This is a genomic window from Comamonas brasiliensis, from assembly GCF_018292285.1.
Taxonomy (GTDB): Bacteria; Pseudomonadota; Gammaproteobacteria; order Burkholderiales; family Burkholderiaceae_C; genus Comamonas; species Comamonas brasiliensis.
Genome location: NZ_JAANES010000005.1, coordinates 344,590 through 369,439, shown reverse-complemented (window position 1 = coordinate 369,439; position 24,850 = coordinate 344,590). Strand labels below are relative to the sequence as shown.

Genomic DNA, 24,850 nt, shown 5'->3' with positions numbered 1-24,850 from the left:
TTGTGGATTGAACATATCAGCGCAGACGAGCCGCAACGCGTTCAACCAGAGCCGCAATGGTGCCCTGCATGGCGGCCTCGATTTCCGCATCGGTCAGCGACGCGGTGTCGCTGCCCAGCGTCAGACGCACGGCCAGGCTCTTCTCGTCCTGTGCCAGACTGCCCGGTGCAGCTTCCTCGCCAGCCTTGAGCTTCTTGGGACGGAAGACGTCGAACAGCACGGCCGAGCGCAGAATGCCGCCCTGCACACCTTGCTGCACGGCTTCCATCACCTGGGCGTGGGTCACGGCTTCCTTGACGACCACGGCGATGTCGCGCTCCACGGCCTGGTGCTTGGCCACAGGCTTGAAGACGGGCACCTGACGGGCCAGCACGGCATCGAGCTCGAGCTCGAACATCACCGGAGCCTGGGCCAGATCCCATTCCTGGCGCCACTGGGGATGCAGCTCGCCGACAAAGCCGATGGCCTTGCCGTCCAGCAGCACGCGAGCGCAGCGGCCGGGGTGCATGGCCGGATGCTCGGCAGGCTCGAACACGGGCTTGGCCGGTGCCAGCAGTGCTTCCACATCGCCCTTGACGTCGTAGAAGTCGACCTTGGCTTCTGCCCTGCCCCACTGCAGCTGGTCGGCAGCGCCGTAGGCGAGACCCGCCACGCGCATGGGCTGATAAAAGCCCTTGACGGTGGTGTCGGAGTCGACCACGGAGTCGTCCTTGAAGAACACGCGACCCAGCTCGAACACGCGCACGCGCTGAGCCTTGCGGTCCACGTTGAACTTGAGCACCTGCAGCAGCGAGCCCAGCAGGGACGAGCGCATCACGCTCAGATGGCTGGCAATGGGGTTGAGCAGCTTGATGGCGTTGTTGTTGCCAGCCAGCTCCTGCTCCCACTTTTCTTCAACAAAGCTGAAGTTGATGGTTTCCTGGTAGCCCAGGCCCGCCAGCTCGTGGCGCACGGCATAGGGGCTGCGCTCGTTCTCGGCGCGCAGCTTGGGCGAGATCGGGGCCAGTGGCTTGGTGGTCGGCAGGTTTTCGTAGCCGATCATGCGGGCCACTTCTTCGATCAGATCTTCTTCCAGATTGATGTCGAAGCGGAAGGTTGGCGCGGTGACCGAAATGACTCCCTCGGATGCCACAGTGGCAGGCAGACCCAGGCCGTTCAAGGCATCCAGGCATTGCTGCTGGGTCACGTCCATGCCGATGACCTTGGCCGCACGCGCCACGCGCAGTTGCACGGCCTTGGAGGCAGGCATATTGGGCTTCTGGTCGTCCATGGCACCGACTTGTGTCTCGGGCGTGCCGCAGATTTCCAGCACCAGCGCGGTGATGCGCTCGATGTGCTCCGTGGTGAACTCGGGGTCCACACCGCGCTCGAAGCGGTGACCGGCATCGGTCGAGAAGTTGAAGTGGCGCGAACGGCCGGCCACGGCCTTGGGGAACCAGAACGCGGCTTCGATGTAGATGTTCTTCGTGTCGTCGGACACTGCCGTGGCGTCGCCGCCCATGATGCCGGCCAGCGACTCGACCTGCTTGCCATCGGCAATCACGCCGACCTTGAGGAAGTCGTCGATCTTGATGGTGTTGCCGTTGAGCAGCTTGAGCGTTTCGCCCTCCTTGCCCCAGCGCACATTCAGGCCGCCGCTGATCTTGTCCAGATCGAAGATATGGCTGGGACGGCCCAGCTCGAACATCACATAGTTGGAGATGTCCACCAAGGGGCTGACCGAGCGCTGGCCGCAGCGTGCCAGACGATCGACCATCCACTGGGGTGTCTTCACCCGCGTGTTGACATTGCGCACGATACGGCCCGAGAAGCGGCCGCACAGATCGGTGGCTTCAATCTTGACCGGCAGCTTGTCCTGCAAGGCCACGGCCGCAGCGGGGAAGGACAGGGCTTTGAGCGGCGTGCCGGTCAGCGCCGACAGCTCGCGCGCCACGCCGTAGACGCTCAGGCAGTGCGCCAGGTTGGGCGTCAACTTCAGCGTGAACAGCGTGTCGTCCAGATTCAGGTACTCGCGCACGCTCTGGCCCAGAGGCGCATCGGCGGGGAACTCCAGCAGGCCGCTGGCGTCTTCGTCGATGCCCAGCTCCTTGGCCGAGCACAGCATGCCAAAGCTCTGCACGCCGCGCAGCTTGCCGATCTTGATCTTGAAGGGCTTGCCATCGGCACCGGGCGGCAGCTCGGCACCCACGGTGGCGCAGGGAATGCGGATGCCCACGCGCGCATTGGGCGCGCCGCAGACGATGTTCAGCAGCTCGGGGCCGCCCACGTCGACCTGGCAGATGCGCAGACGGTCGGCGTCGGGGTGCTGCACGGCTTCCTTGATTTCACCGACCACGATGCCGGTGAAGGGAGGCGCCACGGGGTCCAGCTCTTCCACTTCCAGACCGGCCATGGTCAGGGTATCGGCCAGCTGCTGGGTGGTCAGATTGGGGTTGCAGTATTCGCGCAACCAGGATTCAGGAAATTGCATAGTCAGACTCTTTGGCGTTCATGCCAGTCGCACCGCAAGCGGTCTGCCACTGGCTGGGCATGCGTATCTCAAAAAGATGAGCTATTAGCGCTCGGCATATAAGGATTTCAGCATCAAAACTATCTGAAATCATTTCATAGCATGCGCTAGCAGCTCACTTTTTCATTACTGAAACTGCGACAGAAAACGGATGTCGCCGTCGAAGAACAGGCGCAGGTCGTTCACGCCATAACGCAGCATGGTCAGGCGGTCGGGGCCCATGCCAAAGGCAAAGCCTATGTATTTTTCGGGATCCAGCCCCATGTTGCGCACCACATTGGGGTGCACCTGGCCGGAGCCCGCCACTTCCAGCCACTTGCCGGCCAGCGGGCCGCTCTGAAACTGGATGTCGATTTCGGCCGAAGGCTCGGTGAACGGGAAGAAGCTGGGACGGAAGCGCAGCACCAGATCATCCTGCTCGAAGAAGGTCTTGCAGAAGTCGGTGAACACGACCTTCAGGTCCTTGAAGCTCACGTTCTCGCCGATCCACAGGCCTTCGCACTGGTGGAACATGGGCGAGTGTGTGGCATCCGAGTCCACACGGTAGGTGCGGCCGGGGGCAATCACGCGGATCTCGGGCATGGTCTGGCCGGCATCGAGCGCGTTGCGGTAATTCTTCACATGCTGCACGGCATGGCGCACCTGCATGGGACTGGTGTGCGTGCGCAGCAGATTGGGCGCGTGCTGTGTGCCGCCTTCGACATAGAAGGTGTCGTGCATGGAGCGCGCGGGATGGTCTTCAGGCGTGTTCAGCGCCGTGAAGTTGAACCAGTCGGATTCGATCTCGGGGCCCTGGGCCACATCAAAGCCCATGGAGCCGAAGATGCCCTCGATACGCTCCATGGTGATGGAGACGGGGTGCAGCCCTCCCGCGCCACGACGGCGACCGGGCAGAGTCACATCCAGCACCTCGGCCTTCAGATGGGCCTGCAGCTCGGCGTCTGCCAAAGCCTTGCGACGGGCGGTCAAGGCCGCTTCGATCGCCTGCTTGGCCACGTTGATGGCGGCGCCGCGCGACTTTTTCTCTTCGACGGAAAGCTGCGCCATGCCCTTCATGAGCTCGGTCATCTTGCCCGACTTGCCCAGAAACTGCGCCTTGGCATTTTCCAGATCAGCGGGGGTGTGGGCTTGCGCAAACAGTTGCTGTGCGCTTTCGACCAGAGAATCCAACTCGTTCATATCGACTCTTTATCGACTTGTAAAAATAAACAAGGGCTAGTGCCTTTTCAAGCCCTAGCCCTTGCTGTTTGTGCATCAGCAGCTACTGAACAAGACACGACTTCTGCAATCAAGTTCAAGCAAGATGCTCGCCCATCGGCAAATGCCTGTGGGGATTCTTGTCTGCAAAAGTCCTACAAGAGTAACTACCGATCGTGACCTCAGGCAGCCAGCTTGGCCTTGACTTGGTCGACGATAGCTGCAAAAGCAGCCTTGTCGTGCACGGCGATATCGGCCAGCATCTTGCGGTCGATTTCGATGGCAGCCTTCTTCAGGCCGTTGGCGAATTGGCTGTAAGTCAGACCCAGTTCACGTGCAGCAGCGTTGATACGAGCGATCCACAGCTGACGGAACACGCGCTTCTTGGTACGACGGTCACGGTAGGCGTATTGACCAGCCTTCATGACCGCTTGCTTGGCAACGCGGAAGACGTTACCACGGCGACCGCGGAAACCCTTGGCCAGATTCAGAACTTTTTTGTGACGGGCGCGAGCCGTTACACCACGTTTGACGCGAGGCATGTGTTTTCTCCTAGTTCGTCAGTGAATTACAGGCCTGCGGAAGGCAACATCTTTGCGATGGAGCCCATATCGCCGGAATGCACGTTGACAATGCCACGCAGGTGACGCTTGTTCTTCGTGGTCTTCTTGGTCAAGATGTGACGCTTGAAGGCTTGACCGCGCTTGACGGTACCACCGGGACGAACGCGAAAACGCTTCTTCGCGCTGCTCTTGGTCTTCATTTTGGGCATGTGAATGCTCCTATTGAATTTGTGCTCGCAAGGCGGTGTGCAACCCGCACACACTTCGCTGGCCTCCGAGGCACTTGTTTGTCAGTCCGGCCAGGCCGGGCTGACTCTTGCAGGCAAGCCTGCAAATTCTTTGTCTGCCGCACAAAACAAAAGTGGGCCAAGCCCACTCTTGCCCGAAAGGCAAAACCGCAATTATGCCTTATCTGCAGCCTCAGGTGCAGCAGCGACGCCATCACCTTGTGGTTTTGCACCACCAGCAGGCTTCTTGCCACCTGCACGAGCCGGCGCAACCATCATGATCATCTGACGGCCTTCCAGCTTGGGGAACTGCTCCACCTGGATGGAATCGGCCAGATCGTCACGCAGACGGTTGAGCAGATTCAGACCCAGCTGCTGGTGCGTGATTTCACGGCCACGGAAACGCAGCGTGATCTTGCACTTGTCGCCATCCGCCAGGAAACGGCGAATATTGCGCAGCTTGATGTTGTAGTCACCATCATCCGTACCAGGGCGGAACTTCACTTCCTTGATTTCGATGACGGTCTGCTTGGCCTTGGCTTCAGCAGCCTTCTTCTGTTCCTGGTACTTGAACTTGCCGTAATCCATCAGACGGCAGACTGGGGGAGATGCGTTGGCCGCAATTTCCACCAGGTCGACATCCAGCTCGCCGGCCATGCGCAGCGCTTCTTGCAGCGGCACGATGCCCAGGGGCTCGTTGTCGGGACCAGACAGACGCACTTCAGGCGCCATGATTTCTCGGTTCAGTCGATGCTTGCGCTCTTCACGGTGGCGCCGATCGCGAAATTCAGTAGCTATGGTTTTCACCCTTGGATTGAAATGGCTACAACAGCGTAGCCGGCTAGCGTGCCTTGCACGCTGACCGGCCCGCCACAAAAATTAATCTGCTTCAGGCCTTGGCCGTGATGTCCTTGGCGAGCAATTCAATGAATGCATCGACCGACATCACTCCGAGGTCTTTGTTACCCCGGGCGCGCACTGCAACCGCACCAGCTGCCTTCTCCTTGTCGCCTGCGACAAGGATGTAGGGCAGCTTCTGCATGGAATGCTCGCGTATTTTATACGTAATCTTTTCGTTGCGCAGATCTGTCACTACCCTAAGGCTTTGATTCGGCAATGCTTTTTGCAGCTTCTGCGCAACTTCCTGCGCATAGTCGGCCTGAGCGTCCGTGATATTGAGCACGGCAGCCTGCACGGGAGCCAGCCAGGCAGGCAGCGCGCCGGAGTGATGCTCGACCAAAATGCCGATGAAACGCTCGAGCGAACCCAGAATCGCGCGGTGCAGCATGATGGGACGATGGCGCTCGCCATCCTCGCCCACGAATTCCGCATCAAGACGCTCGGGCATGTTCGGATCCACCTGGATGGTGCCGCACTGCCATTCACGGCCCAGCGCATCCTTCAGGGTGTATTCGATCTTCGGACCGTAGAAAGCGCCCTCGCCCGGCAGGTACTCGAACTCGCATCCCGATGCACGCAGACCTTCGGCCAGAGCGTTCTCGGCCTTGTCCCAGGCTTCATCGGTGCCGATGCGCTTCTCGGGACGGGTAGACAGGCGATACAGGATATTGGTGAAGCCGAAGTCGGCATACACCTTCTGCAGCAGCGAAGTGAAAGCCGTCACCTCGGCCTGGATCTGGTCTTCGGTACAGAAGATGTGACCATCGTCCTGGGTGAAGGCACGCACGCGCATGATGCCGTGCAGCGAACCGGTGGGCTCGTTGCGATGGCAGTTGCCGAACTCGCCAAAGCGCAGCGGCAGATCGCGATAGCTCTTGATGCCTTGCTTGAAGATGATGATGTGGCCCGGGCAGTTCATGGGCTTCAGGGCATATTCACGCTTTTCCGAATCGGTGGTGAACATGTTTTCGCGATACTTGTCCCAGTGGCCGGTCTTCTCCCACAGGCCCTTGTCCAGAATCTGCGGAGCCTTGACTTCCTGGTAGCCGTTGTCCTGATAGACACGGCGCATGTACTGCTCGACCTGTTGCCAGACCGCCCAGCCCTTGGGGTGCCAGAACACGGTGCCGGGCGAATGCTCATCGATGTGGAACAGATCCAGTTCGCGCCCCAGCTTGCGGTGATCGCGCCTTTCGGCTTCTTCCAGGCGGAACAGATAGTCCTTGAGCTCGTCCTTGGTCGCCCAGGCTGTACCGTAGATGCGTTGCAGCATCTCGTTGCGGTGGTCGCCACGCCAGTAGGCACCGGCCACCTTCATCAGCTTGAAGTGCTTGAGCTTGCCGGTGCTGGGCACGTGAGGGCCGCGGCACAGATCCTCGAAAGCGCCTTCGCGGTAAAGGCTCACATCTTCATTGCTGGGGATGGAGGCAATGATCTCGGCCTTGTAGGCTTCGCCGAGACCCTTGAAGTACTGCACGGCCTCGTCGCGAGGCAGCACGCGGCGCACCACCTGCTCGTCCTTGTTGGCCAGCTCGGTCATCTTCTTTTCGATGGCAGCCAGATCTTCGGGAGTAAAGGGGCGCTTGTACGAGAAGTCGTAGTAAAAGCCATTTTCGATCACTGGGCCGATGGTGACCTGGGCATCGGGAAACAGCTCCTTGACGGCATAAGCCAGCAAGTGGGCGGTGGAGTGACGAATCACTTCCAGACCATCGGCATCCTTGGCGGTGATGATGGACAGCGGCGAATCCTGTTCGATCACAAAGCTGGTGTCCACGACCTTGCCGTTGATCTTGCCGGCCAGTGCGGCCTTGGCCAGGCCGGAGCCGATCGAAGCAGCGACGTCAGCGACCGAAACCGGGCCTGGATATTCGCGCTTGGAGCCATCGGGGAGCGTGATGTTGATCATGAAATTCCTTGTCAAACCAAATTTGTGTGGGGGAAAGCCAGCGCCAGAGCTTTGGAATCGCCTGAAAGCAAAAAGCGCGGAACCAGTCCGCGCTTTGATGAGGGTGTCGAGAAATCTCGGGCAGGCGCGAACCGCCAGCTGCCATCAGCAGCTGAAATACATCTCCGATGTAGTTCGCGGTGTCATAACCGTTGATGCCTTTCTCGCCCTTGTGAATTGAAGTCGTGGCATTTTAACCCGGCAATCAAAAAAGCGCCCGAGACTTTCGCCCCGGGCGCATAACCCCTTTTTTACCTAGACAGAATCACGATTCATCGTGGCTCAATGGAACTGCTCTTCCTCGGTGGAGCCGGTCAGCGCCTTGACGCTGGAAGAGCCGCCCTGGATCACGGTGGTCACGTCGTCGAAGTAACCTGCGCCCACTTCCTGCTGGTGCGAGACAAAGGTGTAGCCCTTGTCACGTGCCGCGAATTCGGGCTCCTGGATCATTTCCACGTAGTGCTTCATGCCCTCGCCGCGAGCGTACTCATGGGCGAACTTGAAGGTGTTGTACCAGTTGCTGTGGATGCCGGCCAGCGTGATGAACTGGAACTTGTAGCCCAGCGCGGACAGGTCTTCCTGGAAGGAGGCGATCTGGCTGTCGTTGAGGTTCTTCTTCCAGTTGAACGAAGGCGAGCAGTTGTAGCTCAGCAGCTTGCCGGGGCAGGCAGCATGCACGGCCTGGGCAAATTCGCGGGCAAAGCCGATATCTGGCACGCCGGTTTCGCACCACACCAGATCCGCGTAGGGAGCGTAGGCCACGCCACGGCTGATGGATTGCTCCAGGCCGTTCTTGACGCGGTAGAAGCCTTCTTGCGTACGCTCGCCGGTCAGGAACGGAATGTCGTTCTCATCGTGGTTGCTGGTGATCAGATTGGCCGCTTCGGCATCGGTACGGGCCAACACGATGGTGGGCACACCCATCACGTCGGCTGCAAAGCGAGCCGCGATCAGCTTCTCGACTGCTTCACGGGTGGGCACCAGCACCTTGCCGCCCATGTGGCCGCACTTCTTGACCGCAGCCAGCTGGTCTTCAAAGTGCACGCCGGCAGCGCCAGCCTGAATCATGTTCTTCATCAGCTCGAACGCGTTGAGCACACCGCCAAAACCGGCTTCCGCGTCAGCCACGATGGGCAGGAAGTAGTCGATGAACTCCTTGTCGCCGGGGTTGATGCCCTTGCCCCACTGGATTTCGTCGGCACGCTTGAAAGTGTTGTTGATGCGGCGCACCATGGTGGGCACGGAATCGTAGGCGTACAGCGACTGGTCGGGGTACATGGTCTCCGAGGTGTTGCCGTCGGCAGCCACCTGCCAGCCCGACAGGTACACGGCTTCCAGACCGGCCTTGGCCTGCTGCATGGCCTGGCCCGCAGAGATGGCACCGAAGGCGTTCACATAGCCCTTCTTCGAGCCGCCGTTGATCTTGTCCCACAGCACATCGGCACCACGCTGGGCCAGGGTGTACTCGGGCTGCAGGCTGCCGCGCAGACGCACCACATCGGCGGCGCTGTAGCCGCGCTTGACGCTCTTCCAGCGTGGGTTCTGTGCCCAGTCTTTTTCGAGGGCTGCGATTTGCTGTTCACGGCTCAGTTGCTGAGTCAGGGATTGGGGCATGGTGCACTCCTTAGCGGTTAAACAAGATCGGTTGGTGTTCGTCCTTGGGATTTACTTTATGTCTGCAACGCTTTTTCTCAGAGTCTTATGTCTTATAAAAGACTGAAATTTATATTCAATAAAATCAATAACTTATTTTTATTTTTCACAATGAGAAAACCTATTTCTCATATCGAGAAATTTTGCGGCGGCGCAGCATTCCATTTTTTCATAATACGAAATCGAATTCTTGCTTCATGAAAAATTTACGCGTTTCCGGCCTACAAAGCCGCCCCCCTCCGGGGCGGTACGAAAAAAGCCTCGTCGCATGCACTGAAACACTCCTTTGTCAGCCGCAATGCCCGATTCAACGCACTTGAACAAAAACTGGTGACACCGCAAAGACAGGGAAGCAGTCGCGCGCGAGCCAAAAAACAACAATTCCTTTCGCCCGCGCCGAAAGCATGCAACAGCCCTGCCACACTGCTTTGCCACCTCCTTCTCCCTCTGAACTTCATTCCGACACCTCATGCATACGCCCAGCCGCCCACTTGCCTATCTCTGCCTGGCGCTCAGCATGTCTCTGGTGGGCAGCTATGTGGCCCTGTCCAAGCCTCTGGCAGCCATCTTTCCGGTCATGCTGCTGGCATGGCTGCGCTTTGGCATCGGCGCCGTGGCCATGCTGGGCTGGCTCAAGGCCCCTGCACATGAGGCGGCTCTGACCCGGCAGACCAAGTGGCTGCTGTTCTTTGAATCGTTCTTCGGCAACTTCCTGTTCACGCTCTGCATGATCAGTGGCGTGGCCATGACCAGCGCCGTCACGGCCGGAGTGACCATGGCCGCGATTCCAGCCGCCGTCGCCATCATGAGCTGGCTTTTCCTGCGCGAGGCCGTGAGTACACGTACGTGGACAGCGATTGTTTTCGCAGTGGCCGGAATAGGACTGAACGCCCTGAGCAAAACCGATGGCAGCAACGTTGCGCCCGCCACTCAACAAGGCCTGGGCCAGTTGCTGCTGATTGCTGCCGTGCTCTGCGAAGCCGCATATGCCGTGATCGGCAAAAAACTCACCGCCAGCGTGAGTCCCAAGCGCATTACCGCTCTGATCAATCTCTGGGGCTTTGCGCTCTCCGCCCCGGCCGGGCTCTATCTGGCCTGGCAGTTTGATTTTTCCCGGGTCTCTGCGCCTGCATGGGGCCTGCTGCTGTTCTACGCGCTGGCCGCCTGCGTCTGGACGGTGTGGCTGTGGATGACGGGGTTGCGCGCCGTGCCCGCATCGCAGGCCGGCATTTTTACCGTGCTGCTGCCCGTCAGCGCGGCGCTGGTGGGCATGCTGGCCCTGGGCGAGCGCATAAGCACCGTGCAACTGCTGGCCTTCGGCATCGCCCTGACCAGTGTGGTGATTGCCACCTGGCCCAGCTCGCTGCAGATCAGGCGCTAGGCAGCATCAGCCATCAGGCAAGCAGGTTGCGGCGGCTGAGCACAATGCCATCGGCATCGGCATACAGCCAGTCACCCGGGCGAATCCACAAGCCGGCGATCTGCACATAGACATCGCGCAGTCCCTGGCCCTGCTTGACCGTTGGCATGGGATTGAGTGCCAGCGCATAAAGACCCACGGGCGTGGCTCTCAACTCGGCCACGTCGCGTACGCAGCCATAGACAAGCACGCCTGCCCAGCCGTTCTGGGCCGCCGATGCCGCCACATTGCCGCCCACCAGTGCCCGCCGCAGCGAACCGCCGCCATCGACCACCAGCACGCGGCCATCACCGGGCTCGGCCAGCGCCGCCCGTACCAGACTGTTGTCGTCAAGGCATTGCACGGTGCTGACCTCGCCCATGAAGCCGACATTCGCTCCATAGCTGTGGAACACGGGCGGCAGGACGCGGAAATCGCTGCTGTCGTCGCTGATATGCGCATCGCAAAGATCGCAGGTGCTGAAGGGCAGAGAAGCCGGGGAATCGCTCATGAAAATCTCCACAGGGTCAGGTTTCGCCCATCTTGCCTCTAGCGCGGGCACTAGCACAAGCACAAGCGAGCACCCACGGAGAGCAACTTTTTCACAACACTCTCGAGGAAAAACCCATGAAAACAGACACTAAAAGGCCCGAGATCAACAAATCGAGGCAAAAAAACAGCTGACGAGCTTGGAAGAGCGATTTTTTGCCATTAGCATCAGACTCAGCCAGTGGATTGCAGCTGTATTTCGCTGGTGATAAGTCCACTACCCAATTAGGAATAAGCAAAATGGCAACTGCAAAGAAGGCACCCGCTGCAGCACCGGCAGCAGCTCCCGCCGCTAAGAAGCGCACTCCCAACGCTGCCTTCATGAAACCCCTGACACCCAGCGCTGCTCTGGCTGCCGTGGTTGGCAAGGACCCCCTGCCCCGCACCGAAATCATCAGCAAGCTGTGGGTCTACATCAAGGCCAACAACCTGCAAGACGCTGCCAACAAGCGCATGATCAACGCCGACGCCAAGCTCAAGGAAGTCTTCGGCAAGCCCCAAGTCTCCATGTTCGAGATGGCCGGCCTGATCGGCAAGCACGTCAAGTAAGCACTGCGCTTGCGCTGACCACAAAAAAGCTGGCCTGAGCCAGCTTTTTGTCTTTCTGAAGATGGCTGATGGCCCTGCCCAACGTCAGACCGGCCGCAAAGCCATCGTGCGACATGCCTGTGCTTGCACGGCAATGAAAGTGGTGTATTTCAGGAGCTCAATACACATCGCGCCGGTAGCGACCCGAGCCCAGCAACTCCGCCACCTTGGCCTCGCCCAGAATAGCCTGCAGCGTCAGATGCACGCCCTGCCCCATGCCATTGAGGCTGCCGCAGACATAGATGGCCGCGCCACGCTCCACCCATTGCCGGACCTCCTCGGCATGGCTGCGCAGCAAATCCTGCACATAGCGCGAGTTCTTGCCGTTGCGCGACCAGGCCTGATCCAGCCGCGCCAATCGCCCCTGCTCTACCCACGCCGCCAACTGCTCGGCACATAAGGCATCATGCTGCGGGCTGCGCTCTCCGAACAACAGCCATTGATCATTTCGGTCTTGCTGTACACGCGCCTTGATGTGGCTGAGCAGGCCTGCCAGGCCCGAGCCGTTGCCGATCAGGATCAGCGGCCGCCCGGCGTTGTCGCCGAGTCTGAAACCACGGTGCTCGCGCAGCGTCAGCGACAATGCATCTCCCTCTGCCATGCCGCAGCACAGCCAGTGCGAGGCCAGCCCGGGCGATCCGTCGGCACGCGTGCTCTCGCGCACCAGCAACTGCAGACTGCCGTCGGCCGTGATCGAGGCGATCGAATAGTCTCGTGCACGCTCCGGGTCGGCGGGCACGCACAGGGACACCAGATCGCCCGACTCCCACTGCGGCAGCTCGCCAGACTGCGGTGTCCATTCCAGCTGATACAGCGCCCCGCCCTGGCTGCCGGGATTGAGCAAACGCCGCCGACTGAGCACAAAAGCTACGCTTTCCGGAGCCTGCAACCAGTCCGCATCCAGCTCCTGAGCCGGAGCAGACTCTCCCAGCAGGCTCTGCCTTATCTGCCCGACCTGGGCCTGCCAGCTCTGCAAGCTCGGCCCATCCATATTGTCGACACAGATGAGATCGCTGCGCGCGCCGCTGGTCTGCAGCCATTCGTGCACCTGCATACCAAAAGCACAGAACTCCTGATACTCGCGATCCCCCAGCGCCAGCACCAGGCTTTGGTGCCGGGCCAGCGCAGGCTGCGCGGCCATGAGTTGCTGCACAAAGCCCAGCGCATGGTCGGGCGCATCGCCTTCACCCGTGGTGGACAGCATCCACAGGCTATGCGCATATTCCTGCAGCAGCTCGGCCGTCAGCTTCTCCACGGGCAGCAGGCGCACCTGAAGCCCGCCATCGACCAGCATCTTGGCCGTGGCACGGGCCAGAGCCTCGGCCTGCCCCGTCTGGCTGGCATAGGCGACCAGGACGGCGGGCGCCTGGGCATCGCCCTGCGATACCTGGCTCTGGGCTTCGTCGGCCAGGCGCTGCCTGCATACCCTGGAGCCGATACCCCAGCACATGCCGGCATACGCTGCAACCAGGCCCATGGCGCCATAGATGCGCTCGGGCGTCAAAATCCATTCCACTGTCATGCCTCAAATTGGTTGATCCAGGCGGGTGTCTTGATCACCTGCCTGCGGGTCTCATTGCCATCGGATGCAAGATGCGATGTCAGCACGGCTGCTATCCCGTGCTGAAGGGTAAAGTCCATACCTTGCTGCGGCCCCAGCACCGTGAGCACGGTGGCCAGGGCATCGGCATGCATGCACTCCTCATGAAACACCGTGACGCTGGCCAGATCATGCTCCACCGGCCAGCCGGTGCGCGGATCCAGCGTGTGCGAATAGCGCTTGCCGGCGTGCGTGAACTGGTGCCAGAAGTCGCCCGATGTGGCAAAAGCGCCCTCGCGGCAGGCCACGATCAGGGGTTCCGCCTCGGTAGAGCCGCCCATGCCCAGCTGCACCTGCCAGGGCCGTCCATCGGGTCTTTGCCCCCAGCTGCGCAGTTCGCCGCCGATTTCGAACAGGCCCGCGGCCCAGCCCGCTGCCTGCAGCTTCTGCACCGCCCAGTCCACGGCAAAGCCCTTGGCAATGCCGCAAAAATCCAGCTCCAGGCCACCGCTCTGCTGCAATTGCCGGGTCTGCGCATTCCAGCGCAGATGACGACAGCCGCTGGCCTGCAGCAGGCGCTGGATCTCATCACCAGGCGGAGTTTGCCCGCGATGCGGCTGCAAGGGGTTCTGACGTGGGCCGAACCCCCATAGTGAGACCAGCGCCCCCATACAGGGATCCATGGCTGCGCCAGACAATCGGGCCCAGTGCAAAGCCGCTTCCAGAACATGCGCAAACTCTGCCGGCATCACATGCACGTCACCGGGTCTTGAACGATTGAACCGGGTGATCAGCGAATCGCTCTCCCAGTTGCTCATCTGGGCGATCACATCCTCAAACACCTGCTCCAGCAGCGACAGCACCGGCTCCGTGGGCAGGTAATCCGGGTTGACCAGACGCAGCGACCAGTGCGTGCCCATGGTCTGGCCGGACAGGCGGTGAATGCGCCCATCCTGCTGGTGCTGCAGGCTTGCAGGTCTCCAGCGTTGCACGCCGAAGTCCGGCGCCGGCGTCCGCTCATAGGCCTGGCTCTGCCCTTCAGATGAGGGCAGTTGCCAGAGGCTGGCATCGAAGCGTACGCGGACAGAAGTGGTCATGGGCATCCGGACAAGGGCACAACAGCAGTGAAAACGACGACGCGCCCGGATCGGGCGCGTGTTCAGTCCATCAAGCGACAGCGCTTAAGGCAGAACTTCCAGGGTCGCGATATAGCCCAGGCGACGCTCCGTGGCCTTGGCGATGCTGGTCTTCTTGTCCGTGGCATCGGCGTTCAGCCAGAACAGGCCTGCGCGGGGGAACTTGATCTTGACCTGGCCCTTGGCATCGGTCTTGAGCTTCATGGCATCCACACCGTCGCGGTAGCGAATGCCGTCGGCCACCAGCTCCAGCTCCAGATCCGCAGCAGGCTTGCCGTCGATCTGGAATTCGAAAGTCGCCTCTTCGCTGGCCACCAGATCATTGGGGTGGGTCACGGGCTTGAGCTCCAGGCCCTTGCCGGTCAGCGCCAGTGTCGAGGGCTTGCCCAGGGACACAAAGGTTTCCATGCGGCGCAGATTCTCGGTCACGCGCACTTCCTTGGCATCGGCGGGGATCTGCTTGAGCACTTCTTCCACCGAGCCACGCAGGCGCTTGGGCTGGCCGTTGGCATCCTTGTAGCCGCCCATCACGCCGGTCATCAGCATGGTGACGCGGTAGGTACCTGTCTTCTCGGGCTTGAAGTCGAACATGCTGCGCAGCTCGCCCTTGGCCACATTCTTCATTTCCACCGCCGCACCATCGGGCGCGGTCACCTTGACGGCATCCAGACCCAGCGGACGATGGTTGAAGAAGAACACATCGTTGGACACGGCGGCATCCACCGTGACCCAGTCAGACTTGGACAGCACGGTGCTGGAAGGCTTGAACCACAGATCATGTGCCTGGGCGCCCAGGGCAGCCAGAGCCAGAGTTGCAGCGACGATGGCACGAGTTTGGAACTTCATATCAGGTCCTTGAAAACAGAAAGGGTGACAAATCCGAAAATGAGGCGATGCCCAGGCCAGGAACACCGTGCAAGAGCCGCCTCGCAGCGAAGGTGCTGTCCCCCTCCGCGAAGCAGAGAGGGGGAAGGCGCAAGGCCGCCCAGGCCAAGCGCCTCAGGGGGCGATCAAGGCTTCAATTCCAGCTTGATCGCGCCCAGCTCGGTGCTGCCATTGGCGCTCAAGCTGGTGGCCTGCTTGACGGGCCATTCGAAGGGAATGGAGACCAGCTCACGGCCGCCGACTTCACGGGCGGCTTCCACCATCAGCTTGTACTGACCGGGAGCCAGCTGGGGCAGCGGATTCTTGCCTTCGGCAAAGGACAGCGCATGGCTGCCCACGGGCTTGGTCGGCTGGGTCACACCGTCGATGGGGAAGCTCAGCTCACGGCCAGTACGCCGCCACCATTGGCGCATGTCCTTGAGCCACTTGGTGCCCTCGGCATTCTTCATCTTTGTGTCGTACCAGACGGACAGATTGGCGGCCACGCCGCCATCAGCCTTTTCCAGCCACACAGCAACATAGGGCTTGTGGTACTCGGCCACCTGCAACTGAGGCACGGTCACCGCCACATTCATGCCGCCCGCGAGTGCCGGCAGGCCCACCACGGCGCTCAATGCCACCGAGGTTTTGAAAATCCGCTTAGCCATTTTCTCTTCCTTCACAAAATTCTTGGGCTCAGTGCACGAGCAGCAGAACCAGCAGGGCCGGCAACACCAGCCCCAGCCCCACCATGGGCCAGGTCATGGGCCGGCGCTGTGCATGCATCTTCAGAATCAGCAGACCCGTGATGCAGAACACCAGGCAACCGATCGCAAAGATGTCGATGAACAAGCTCCAGGCACCGCCGGTATTGCGCCCCTTGTGCAAGTCGTTGAGGTAGGAGATCCAGCCCCGGTCGGTCTTCTCGTACTCGACCGAGCCCTCCTTCAGGTCCACGCGCAGCCAGGCATCGCCGCCCGGGCGCGGCATGGGCACATAGGCCTCGTCCTCGCTCCACTCCACGGCAAAGCCCTTGGCACTGACCTTGATCTGCTGAGCCAGCCAGCCATCCACCTCGGCGGGCAAGCCCACCGCATTCTTGTCCGCCGCTTCCACGCCCTGCTTCTGGGCTTGCTGCAGTTTTTCAAGCAGATTCGGGGGCAGCTGTGCGTCACGCGATTCGACCTTGGGCTTGGACTCGATCTGCCCGGCGTGATTCAGGGTGAACCCCGTCACGGCAAACAGCAGCATGCCGATCAGACAGATGGCGGAACTGATCCAGTGCCACTCATGTAATTTTTTGAGCCAATACGCCCGCTGCGGAGCGTTGGAGGAAGCCGCGGTCATTCAGAACTTTCTAGGATTGCATCGCCGCCGGGCCGAACCGGCCTGCGCGACATCGCGCCGCAAGGCCCGGCCTTGGGTACACGGCAAGGCGGCATTCTAGTTGCGCAAAATTCTAAATGCATATCACTTCTATTTACTTTACTTGGCGTAAACAAAGCGCCCAGTCATGACCAGGGTCATTGCGCCGTCCCGAGAGCTCATGGCAAGCGCCCATTCTGTTGCCGTACTGCAACAAAACGTAGGGTATCCGCAGCCATTATTGAATGGTATCGAGAATTATTATCAATATCACCTAGAATCCGCACGCTTTTTCAAAAATCGACTCTTCATCAAAAGCATGTCCAACCACTATCTGACCCCCACCGACTCCAACGGCTTGCGCTGTGAGCTCAAGCAAATCGTGATTGCCGCAGGCCTGTGCCTGATTGGCGCCAGCGCGATGGCTCAGCAGGAAACCACCTTGTCCACCGTGAATGTGGAAGCCGCTGCCGGCGCCAGCTTCAAGACCGAAGCCAGCTCCCAGAGCAAGTTCACCGCTCCCCTGCTGGACACGCCCAAGACCGTTCAGGTCATCAATGAAGAGATCATCAAGCAGACCGGTGCCACCAGCCTGCAGGATGCCTTGCGCTCCACCCCCGGCATCACCTTCGGCAACGGCGAAGGCGGCAACCCCACCGGCGACCAGCCCTTCATCCGCGGCATGGACGCCCAGTCCAGCACCTTTGTGGACGGCATGCGTGACATCGCTTCCGGCACGCGCGAGTTGTTCAACGTGGAATCCGTGGAAGTCATCAAGGGCGCGGACTCGGCCTACGCCGGTCGCGGCGGCGCCGGCGGCTCCATCAATATCACCACCAAGAAGGCCAAGAACGAGAATTTCATCTCCGGCGATGTGGGCCTGGGCACCGACAACTACCTGCGCGGCACCCTGGACATCAACCGCAAGATCAACGAGACCACCGGCATTCGCCTGAACGCCATGGGTCACAGCGCCGACATTCCCGGCCGCAACGGCCCCGACAACAAGCGCTGGGGCATTGCCCCCACCGTGACTTTCGGCATGGGCACGCCCACCGAAGTGACCCTGTCCTGGCAGCATCTGCAGACCGACAGCATGCCCGATGGCGGCGTGCCTTATCTGTACAGCAATGCCGCCATGGCCAAGCTGGCCGGCGGCTCCACGGTTCGCCCCAGCTATGGCAGCAACAGCGCCAACTGGTACGGCATGAACAACCGTGACTACCAGAAGGAAAAGAGCGATCTGTTCACGGCCTCGGTGGAACACAAGTTCACCGACACCAACAAGATCCGCAACAGCCTGCGCTACAGCAAGAGCAAGCAGGACTATGTCTGGACCCAGCCCGATGACTCCAAGGGCAACGTTCTCAACGGCTATGTCTGGCGTCGCGGCAACTTCCGCTTCTCCGATGTGGAAACCCTGCAGAACGTGACCGAGTTCACCGGCAAGGAGCAGACCGGCTCGATCGGCCACAGCTATGCCTTCGGCCTGGAGCTGTCCAAGGAAAAGTCTGACGCCCAGTCCGGCGCGATTCAGGACAACAGCACCAGCACTTGCACATCACTCAATATGTGGTGCACTTCGCTGAACAATCCTGATGCATCCACGCCCTGGAACTACGCCTGGGACAAGGGTCGCACCACCCGCAACAAGATCGACACCGTTGCGATTTATGGCTTCGACACCTTGAAGTTCAATGAGCAATGGCTGCTGAATGCGGGCCTGCGCGTCGACCACTACAAGACATCGACTGCGGCTCCTGACTACACCAACCCCATCACCAACGCCAAGTCTGCCGCCTTCGACTACTCTCGCAGCGACACACTGTTCAACTACCAGCTGGGTCTGGTCTACAAGCCAGCCACCAATGGCAGCATCTACGCCAATATCGGCACCTCCTCGCGTCCCGGCGGCTCGACCCTGGGCAACGGCAGCGAAGATCTGGCCATCACCTCTGATGCGCTGGCCAATCTGAAGCCCGAGAAGACCCGCTCCATGGAGCTGGGCACCAAGTGGGATCTGCTGGACAAGAAGCTGAATCTGTCTGCTGCCATCTTCCGCAACAACGTCACCAACGTCCGTATCACCGATGGCACTGGCGCCGTCTTCATGGGTGGCGACAAGGTGGTCAATGGTCTGGAACTGGGCTTTACCGGCCAGATCCTGTCCAATCTGAGCGTGTTCGGCGGCTATACCTATATGGATAGCGAGCAGAAGAACGCTGGACAGACCTGCTCCGGCACGCCTCTCAAGTGCGTGAGTTCCGCCGCCAACGGCCAGGCCTTCATCAACACGCCCAAGCACAGCTTCAGCCTGTGGACCAGCTACAAGCCCATGCCCAAGCTGACGCTGGGCCTGGGCGTCTATGCCCAAAGCAGCGTCAATGCAGCTTACGCAGTGTCCACCGTGGATGGCGGTATCGTGACCAAGGGCGTCGGCGGCTACACCCGCTTTGACGCGATGATGGCCTACCAGATCGACAAGAATCTGGCCTTCCAGCTGAATGTCTTCAACCTGGGCGACAAGGTCTACTACAGCGGCGTGCGTTCGCCCCACTACGCCACCATGGCCGCCGGCCGCTCTGCCGTGGCTTCGCTCAAGTTCACGTACTGATGAATGCCCTGCCTGCGCTTGATCTGGCGCAGGTTTGCTGCAAATCATCACCCCAAGCCCCGCAGGCACCAGATGCCAGCGGGGCTTTTTACGTGCACACTGCCCCAATACTCCTTCAGAATGCCGGATTCCGGTTCTTAAAACCATAGCTGCTTGCGCTTTCCCTGCAATGATTTCAATATGAAAAGATATTGAAAACAATATGCAGCAAGAGTAACCAGCTATGGTTATTGAAAAGACCAGGATCAACAACCGCCAGATACCGACCCATGCTGCTACGCATCCCCAGCCTGCTCACTCCCGATGAAGTACGCCACTGCCGCCAGGCGCTGGAAGCCGCCAGCTGGCAGGACGGCAAGACCACGGCCGGTCATGTGGCGGCTCAGGTCAAGAGCAATCTGCAGCTGCCGCTGGACAGCAAGACCGGCCAGCAGATCGGCGACCTGATCCTGGACCGGCTGGGCCGCAACCCGTTGTTCATGTCGGCAGCCCTGCCGCTCAAGGTCTTGCCGCCGCGCTTCAATCGCTACGAGGGCGGAGGCACTTACGGCAACCATATCGACAATGCGTTCTTCACCATTCCGGGCACCGCCATCAAGGTCAGAACCGATGTCTCCACCACGGTCTTCTTCAGCGATCCCGACGAATACGAAGGCGGCGAGCTGATGGTGGAAGACACCTTCGGCCAGCAAAGCGTGAAACTGGCGGCCGGCGATGCCATCGTCTACCCCGGCACCAGCCTGCACCGCGTCAACCCCGTCACGCGCGGCACGCGCTATGCATCCTTCTTCTGGACACACAGCCTGGTCAAGTCGGCGGAGCAGCGCCGTCTGCTGTTCGATCTGGACCAGAGCATTCAGCAACTCACCCAGGAGCAGCCCGGACACCCGCGCGTCGCCGCCCTCTCGGGCACTTATCACAATCTCTTGCGCATGTGGTCTGAAAGCTAGCCCCCAGGGGGACAACAGCCTGCGCTGCCGCCCCATCCCCATCCAACCGGCTTGATTTATGACTGTTGAACGTTTGAATGCCGCAGGCCAGCCCGTCAAACCGCCACTGACGCAGATTTCCGCGCAGATGGGCTCCCTGGCCGACTACGCCCGGCTGGCGCGCGAGCATATGGAAGTCCACGCCTGGGCGCATATCGAAAGCGGCGCCGATCAGGGGCTGACGCTGGCGCATAACCGGCAGGCGTTTGACCGCTTTCGCCTCTGCCCGGAACCGCTGGCCGATCTGTCCGGTGCCCATACGCGGCAAAGCCTGCTGGGCCGGAGCCTGGACTGGCCCTTGCTGCTGGCACCTGTCGCCTATCAACAGCTGGCGCATCCCGAAGGGGAGCTCGCCACGGCACGCGCGGCCATGGCCATGCGCACCGGCATGGTGGTCAGCACCCTGTCCAGTTGCCCTCTGGAAGCCATTGCCCAGGCCGCACAAGCCGCAGCCCAGGAGCTGGGACGCAGCGGCCCGCTCTGGTTTCAGCTCTACCAGCAGGCGGCACGCGAGCACACGCTGCAGCTGATCCGGCGTGCCGAAGACGCCGGTTATCAGGCACTGGTCTGGACGGTGGACGCCCATATCAAGCGCTCCAGCTACCCGCTGCCGCCTGGCGTAGAGGCCGTCAATCTGCACGGCATGCCCAGGCAGAGCCAGAGCGGCGATCTGATGAGCGAGCATATTCTGTTCGGCTCCGAGCTGGCCCGAGGCGCGCCCACCTGGGACGACCTGGTCTGGCTGCGCCAGCAAACCCGGCTGCCGCTGATCGTCAAGGGCCTGCTCTCGGCCCGCGCCGCCGCGAAAGCCGTGGAACTGGGGGCCGATGCCATCGTGGTCTCCAACCATGGTGGGCGCGTGCTGGACGGCGCCGTCTCCGCCCTGGAAGTGCTGCCTGCCATACGCGCGGCCACGCCTGCCCATATCCCGCTGCTGATGGATGGCGGCGTACGCCAGGGAACCGATGTGCTCAAGGCCATCGCCCTGGGCGCCAGCGCCGTACTGCTGGGACGGCCCCAGATGCATGCCCTGGCAGTGGCCGGCATGCTGGGCGTGGCCCATATGCTGTATTTGCTGCGCGCCGAGCTGGAACTGGCCATGGCGCAGACCGGCTGCGCCAGCCTCGATCAGATCGGGCCCGGGCTCTTAACCACTTGCTGAATGTGCGTAATTTGGCGGCATGCATTGCAAATGCGATGGATTCTCATTTATACTCCGCCTATTGCATCAATAGCCAGCAACAACTGCCTGTAGCCATGATCGTCTGTGTATGCCGCCGGGTTTCTGACCGAGAAATAGCACGCCACGCGCATGCGGGGATGAGCTTTGACGAAATCCAGTTTGAATTGGGCGTTGCCACACAATGCGGGCGCTGCGAAGGCTGCGCACGCGATGTCGTCGCCCAGTGCAGTGCCAGTCATCCGATCGCGGCCATCCACAACGAAGCGCAATCCCGCGCGTCGATGCAGACGGTTCAGCTTGCCACCAATATCCTGGAAAGCAAAGCATGGCCCACCTCTCCGTCCTCTCAGCCGTCTTCGGCAGTCTGATTCTCGTGATGGTATGCACCTGGTGGATCCTGCGTGAATGATGCGTTCCTGTCTGCGTGCCCTGTTTCCTGTGCCTGCTATTGCCGGTTGACCAGCGCTTTTCCTTTCTGATTCCAGCCTGCGCTGGTTGCTCTTCTCGCTCTTATGTCCCAGTCTGATCGATTTGCACCTGCCAGCGGCCCAAGCCGCAATATGGCAGTTGCTGGTGCTGTGGTTGTTGCGCATGCTGCTGCCCTGTGGGTCATGCAACATGGTCTGGCACAGCAAAAGCCGCCAGAGGTAGTGATTCCCGCCAGCGTGATTGCCCAGTTTGTGGCACCGCCAGCCGCCGAACCCACTCCGCCGGCTCCGCCTCCGCCCCCCAAGCCTCCTGCGCCAGCACCCAAACCCGAGCCCAAGCCACAGCCCAAGCCCGAGATCAAGAAGGCTCCGCTGCCCAAGGCCATCAAGGATCCAACGCCGGCACCGGCCGCGCCTCAGGGCGCCCTGGAGAACAGCGACAGCAAACCGGACAAGACGCCGCCAGCGCCACCCGCGCCCCCGGCTCCTCCAGCCCCGCCCGCACCTCCGGCACCACCAGCTCCGCCCAAGATCGAGCAGCCATCGAGCAATGCGGCCTATCTGAACAACCCCGCCCCCGCTTATCCTTCGGTCAGCAAGCGCATGGGTGAACAAGGCAAGGTGCTGCTGCGCGTCTATATCAACGAGCAGGGCCAGCCCGAGAAAATCGAAATCAAGCAGTCCAGCGGCTTTGACCGTCTGGATGAAGCGGCCGTCAACACCGTGCGCCAGTGGAAGTTTGTCCCCGGCAAGCGCAATGGCGTGGCCGAACCCATGTGGCACATCGTGCCCATCAACTTTGTTCTCAAATAAATCTGCAGTTCTCAGGAGTACCCATGGAATCCCAATTCGGCATTGCCCACGTCTGGACACAGGGCGACTTCGTGACCAAAGGCGTGGCCATCATCTTGCTGGTCATGTCGGTGGCCTCTTGGCTGGTCATCGTTCTCAAGGCCCTGGATATCGTGAAATTCAAGAAGTTCGCCACCCAGGCGCAGGACTTCTGGCACAGCCCCGATCTGGCCACCGGCCTGGAAAAACTCGGTGACGACAAGCAGAACCCCTTCCGCTTCATGGTGCTAGAAGGCCGTGAAGCCTCGGCCCACCACCGCAAGACCAGCGTCCATCTGCATGACACACTGGACATCAGCGACTGGGTGACCCGCTGCCTGCGCAACGGCATCAACGAATTCACGGCCCGCCTGCAATCCGGCCTGGCGATTCTGGCTTCCGTGGGCTCCACCGCCCCCTTCATCGGCCTGTTCGGTACCGTCTGGGGCATCTACCACGCACTGGTGGCCATCGGCATGTCGGGTCAGTCCTCCATCGACAAGGTGGCCGGCCCCATCGGCGAAGCGCTGATCATGACCGCACTGGGTCTGGCCGTCGCCATCCCCGCTGTGCTGGGCTACAACGCCCTGGTACGCGGCAACAAGGGCATTCTGAATGCACTGAACAGCTTTGCCCACGACGTGCACGCCTATTTCGTGACCGGCGCCCGCGTTTCCGTGGACGGTCAGATTTCTGGCAATGTGCTGCCCCTGAAGAAAGGCGCCTAAGCCATGTCGTTCGGAACCATGGATGATGGGGACAGCGATGATGTGATGAACGAAATCAACATGACCCCTCTGGTGGACGTCATGTTGGTGCTGCTCATCATTTTCATCATCACCGTGCCCGTAATGAAGCACTCGGTCAACGTGGACCTGCCACGCGCCACCAACCAGCCCGAGGACACCAAGCCTGCCACCGTGCAGCTGGGCATCACGGCCGACGGCAAGTATTCCTGGAACGGCCAGGACATCAGCGACGAGCAGCTGGAGACCAATCTCCAGGCCGAAGCCGTCAAGGAGCCTCAGCCCGACCTGCATATCCGCGGCGACAAGGAAGTGCGCTACGAACGCGTGGCCCAGGCCATGGCCGCCGCCCAGCGTGCCGGCGTCAAGAAAATCGGCTTTGTCACCGACCCTACCCAATAAGCGCGTACTTATCCAAAAAAAACGGCCCTCCAGGGCCGTTTTTTTATGACTCGAATACATCGAGCAGTGGCATCCGCATCCTGCCTGACCGGCCGGGCCAGCTCTGCACAACATCGCAAGACAGAAATCCCGGGCTGGCGAACGGACGGACAGATTCCACCAGAAAAATAAACAGTGTTTTTTCGCAAATGAGACTAAGTATCACTTGCACTTTAATTGAGAATTGTTATCATTACACCAGTTTTGAACTTAAGGAATCACGGCATGTCTGCACCGCTTGTTGCGACCTCACAGCCCAACAACCGCAGCTCTTCCTCCATGGCTGCTGCAAACCCCTCAGCCGCTGCCGGCTCCAGCCTGGGCCTGGACAGCGCCCTGCTGCTCAACGGCCAGAAGGCCGTCACCATCCTGCATAACGGCACGCCCTATCGCCTTCAGGCCACCAAGCTGGGCAAGCTCATTCTGACCAAATAAACCGTTTCATCGTGGGGCGACACCGCAAGTGTCGATTCGCCAGCCATAGTCGTTGTAGAGCACCTGCCCTCTCTTGTGCTCACACTTCACATAGCCACGCGTTTTTTCCTCATTCGCAACCCGCCAAAACAAAACCCCTGCGCGCATCAAGCGGCAGGGGTTTTGTTTTGGCCTCTGCCACCGCAGTGGCAGAAATCAAGCGCGATTACAGACCCAGGGCAGCAATGCCGGCCTTGGCAACCTGTGCGTCTTCATTGGCCTTCACGCCGGAGACACCCACGGCGCCCAGCACCTGGCCGTCCTTGACGATGGCCACGCCACCTTCAAGCAGACCGTCCACAAAGGGAGCGCTCAGGAAGGCGGTACGGCCGTTGTTGATCATGTCTTCAAAAGCCTTGGTGTCCTTGCGGCCCACGGCTGCAGAGCGCGCCTTGGCGGGGGCGATATGGGAAGAGATGGGAGCAGCACCATCCATGCGCTGCAACAGCAGCAGATGACCGCCGTCATCCACGATGGAGATCGTCACGGGCCAGTTGTTCTTCAGTGCTTCAGCTTCGGCAGCCGCAGCGATGGCTTTCACATCGGCCAGTTCGAGTTCGTGCTTGGTTTTCATGAGATAAAAAGCTCCGTTGGATTGTCAATGCAGCAAGCATATTCTGTACTCTGCAGGCAAAAGTAGATGCGATGTGAAAAACATTCCATCCTAAAACTGCCGCATTGCAACGGGGTATTGCAAAGGCTTCTC

Annotated in this window: 25 protein-coding genes; 10 read left to right on the top strand and 15 right to left on the bottom strand. The window is 60.5% G+C overall.

The window, feature by feature from the left end:
- Positions 1 to 16: 16 nt before the first annotated feature.
- From pheT to aceA, 7 genes are all read right to left on the bottom strand, one after another.
- Positions 17 to 2,470, bottom strand: a complete 2,454-nt coding sequence (gene pheT / locus DJFAAGMI_RS20820) for a phenylalanine--tRNA ligase subunit beta (protein ID WP_211458784.1) — start codon at positions 2,468 to 2,470, stop codon at positions 17 to 19.
- Between the two features lie 165 nt (positions 2,471 to 2,635).
- Positions 2,636 to 3,688 (bottom strand): phenylalanine--tRNA ligase subunit alpha, encoded by a 1,053-nt coding sequence (gene pheS, locus DJFAAGMI_RS20815; protein WP_003069975.1) that lies wholly within the window; start codon positions 3,686 to 3,688, stop codon positions 2,636 to 2,638.
- A 200-nt stretch (positions 3,689 to 3,888) separates the two neighbouring features.
- Positions 3,889 to 4,248: a 50S ribosomal protein L20 gene (gene rplT, locus DJFAAGMI_RS20810; RefSeq protein ID WP_003053572.1), complete on the bottom strand. Its 360-nt coding sequence runs from the start codon at positions 4,246 to 4,248 to the stop codon at positions 3,889 to 3,891.
- A 26-nt stretch (positions 4,249 to 4,274) separates the two neighbouring features.
- Complete coding sequence (gene rpmI / locus DJFAAGMI_RS20805; protein WP_003053571.1) at positions 4,275 to 4,478, bottom strand: 50S ribosomal protein L35; 204 nt, start codon at positions 4,476 to 4,478, stop codon at positions 4,275 to 4,277.
- Between the two features lie 192 nt (positions 4,479 to 4,670).
- Positions 4,671 to 5,303, bottom strand: a complete 633-nt coding sequence (gene infC, locus DJFAAGMI_RS20800) for a translation initiation factor IF-3 (protein ID WP_072248305.1) — start codon at positions 5,301 to 5,303, stop codon at positions 4,671 to 4,673.
- A gap of 82 nt (positions 5,304 to 5,385) precedes the next feature.
- Entirely contained in the window at positions 5,386 to 7,305 is a 1,920-nt protein-coding gene (thrS, locus tag DJFAAGMI_RS20795) for a threonine--tRNA ligase (RefSeq protein WP_211458783.1), read from the bottom strand.
- Between the two features lie 321 nt (positions 7,306 to 7,626).
- A complete protein-coding gene (gene aceA, locus DJFAAGMI_RS20790) occupies positions 7,627 to 8,958 on the bottom strand; it encodes an isocitrate lyase (RefSeq protein WP_043004066.1) in 1,332 nt (443 codons plus the stop codon).
- A 508-nt stretch (positions 8,959 to 9,466) separates the two neighbouring features.
- On the opposite strand from aceA, the gene DJFAAGMI_RS20785 reads away from it, so the two are divergent.
- Positions 9,467 to 10,378 carry a DMT family transporter gene (locus DJFAAGMI_RS20785; protein WP_211458782.1) on the top strand — a complete coding sequence of 304 codons (912 nt, stop codon included), beginning with the start codon at positions 9,467 to 9,469 and terminating at the stop codon, positions 10,376 to 10,378.
- Positions 10,379 to 10,391: 13 nt separating this feature from the next.
- On the opposite strand, the gene rraA is transcribed toward DJFAAGMI_RS20785, so the two are convergent.
- Both rraA and DJFAAGMI_RS20775 read right to left on the bottom strand, forming a co-directional pair.
- Positions 10,392 to 10,907, bottom strand: a complete 516-nt coding sequence (gene rraA, locus DJFAAGMI_RS20780; protein WP_211458781.1) for a ribonuclease E activity regulator RraA — start codon at positions 10,905 to 10,907, stop codon at positions 10,392 to 10,394.
- A gap of 91 nt (positions 10,908 to 10,998) precedes the next feature.
- Positions 10,999 to 11,268 carry a hypothetical protein gene (locus tag DJFAAGMI_RS20775; protein ID WP_196250276.1) on the bottom strand — a complete coding sequence of 90 codons (270 nt, stop codon included), beginning with the start codon at positions 11,266 to 11,268 and terminating at the stop codon, positions 10,999 to 11,001.
- Here DJFAAGMI_RS20775 and DJFAAGMI_RS20770 point away from each other — a divergent pair.
- A complete protein-coding gene (locus DJFAAGMI_RS20770) occupies positions 11,186 to 11,494 on the top strand; it encodes an SWIB/MDM2 domain-containing protein (protein WP_003053560.1) in 309 nt (102 codons plus the stop codon). The genes DJFAAGMI_RS20775 and DJFAAGMI_RS20770 overlap by 83 nt on opposite strands.
- A 157-nt stretch (positions 11,495 to 11,651) precedes the next feature.
- Here the strand turns inward: DJFAAGMI_RS20770 and DJFAAGMI_RS20765 are convergent, their stop codons facing one another.
- From DJFAAGMI_RS20765 to DJFAAGMI_RS20745, 5 genes are all read right to left on the bottom strand, one after another.
- Entirely contained in the window at positions 11,652 to 13,055 is a 1,404-nt protein-coding gene (locus DJFAAGMI_RS20765) for a sulfite reductase subunit alpha (protein ID WP_211458779.1), read from the bottom strand.
- Positions 13,052 to 14,170: an FAD:protein FMN transferase gene (locus DJFAAGMI_RS20760; protein ID WP_249334585.1), complete on the bottom strand. Its 1,119-nt coding sequence runs from the start codon at positions 14,168 to 14,170 to the stop codon at positions 13,052 to 13,054. The genes DJFAAGMI_RS20765 and DJFAAGMI_RS20760 overlap by 4 nt, the downstream gene beginning before the upstream one ends.
- An 84-nt stretch (positions 14,171 to 14,254) precedes the next feature.
- A complete protein-coding gene (locus tag DJFAAGMI_RS20755; protein WP_211458778.1) occupies positions 14,255 to 15,055 on the bottom strand; it encodes a DUF4198 domain-containing protein in 801 nt (266 codons plus the stop codon).
- Positions 15,056 to 15,219: 164 nt separating this feature from the next.
- A complete protein-coding gene (locus DJFAAGMI_RS20750; protein WP_043004071.1) occupies positions 15,220 to 15,741 on the bottom strand; it encodes a DUF2271 domain-containing protein in 522 nt (173 codons plus the stop codon).
- A 28-nt stretch (positions 15,742 to 15,769) separates the two neighbouring features.
- On the bottom strand, positions 15,770 to 16,420 hold the full coding sequence (locus DJFAAGMI_RS20745) for a PepSY-associated TM helix domain-containing protein (RefSeq protein WP_211458777.1): 651 nt from the start codon (positions 16,418 to 16,420) through the stop codon (positions 15,770 to 15,772).
- A gap of 337 nt (positions 16,421 to 16,757) precedes the next feature.
- Here DJFAAGMI_RS20745 and DJFAAGMI_RS20740 point away from each other — a divergent pair, with 337 nt between their 5' ends.
- From DJFAAGMI_RS20740 to hemP, 8 genes are all read left to right on the top strand, one after another.
- A complete protein-coding gene (locus DJFAAGMI_RS20740; protein ID WP_211458776.1) occupies positions 16,758 to 19,052 on the top strand; it encodes a TonB-dependent receptor in 2,295 nt (764 codons plus the stop codon).
- Positions 19,053 to 19,321: 269 nt separating this feature from the next.
- Complete coding sequence (locus tag DJFAAGMI_RS20735) at positions 19,322 to 20,002, top strand: Fe2+-dependent dioxygenase (protein WP_211458775.1); 681 nt, start codon at positions 19,322 to 19,324, stop codon at positions 20,000 to 20,002.
- 73 nt (positions 20,003 to 20,075) lie between these two features.
- On the top strand, positions 20,076 to 21,203 hold the full coding sequence (locus DJFAAGMI_RS20730; RefSeq protein WP_211458829.1) for an alpha-hydroxy acid oxidase: 1,128 nt from the start codon (positions 20,076 to 20,078) through the stop codon (positions 21,201 to 21,203).
- Positions 21,204 to 21,298: 95 nt separating this feature from the next.
- Positions 21,299 to 21,592, top strand: a complete 294-nt coding sequence (locus DJFAAGMI_RS20725) for a (2Fe-2S)-binding protein (protein ID WP_029158775.1) — start codon at positions 21,299 to 21,301, stop codon at positions 21,590 to 21,592.
- Between the two features lie 144 nt (positions 21,593 to 21,736).
- Positions 21,737 to 22,465, top strand: a complete 729-nt coding sequence (locus tag DJFAAGMI_RS20720) for an energy transducer TonB (protein WP_211458774.1) — start codon at positions 21,737 to 21,739, stop codon at positions 22,463 to 22,465.
- Between the two features lie 23 nt (positions 22,466 to 22,488).
- Positions 22,489 to 23,211, top strand: a complete 723-nt coding sequence (locus DJFAAGMI_RS20715; protein WP_003053540.1) for a MotA/TolQ/ExbB proton channel family protein — start codon at positions 22,489 to 22,491, stop codon at positions 23,209 to 23,211.
- 3 nt (positions 23,212 to 23,214) lie between these two features.
- A complete protein-coding gene (locus DJFAAGMI_RS20710) occupies positions 23,215 to 23,631 on the top strand; it encodes an ExbD/TolR family protein (RefSeq protein ID WP_034365655.1) in 417 nt (138 codons plus the stop codon).
- Positions 23,632 to 23,895: 264 nt separating this feature from the next.
- Positions 23,896 to 24,105 carry a hemin uptake protein HemP gene (gene hemP, locus DJFAAGMI_RS20705; protein ID WP_003053537.1) on the top strand — a complete coding sequence of 70 codons (210 nt, stop codon included), beginning with the start codon at positions 23,896 to 23,898 and terminating at the stop codon, positions 24,103 to 24,105.
- Between the two features lie 205 nt (positions 24,106 to 24,310).
- Here hemP and DJFAAGMI_RS20700 read toward each other — a convergent pair whose 3' ends face one another.
- Positions 24,311 to 24,718 carry a GlcG/HbpS family heme-binding protein gene (locus DJFAAGMI_RS20700; RefSeq protein WP_003053536.1) on the bottom strand — a complete coding sequence of 136 codons (408 nt, stop codon included), beginning with the start codon at positions 24,716 to 24,718 and terminating at the stop codon, positions 24,311 to 24,313.
- Positions 24,719 to 24,850 lie beyond the last annotated feature (132 nt).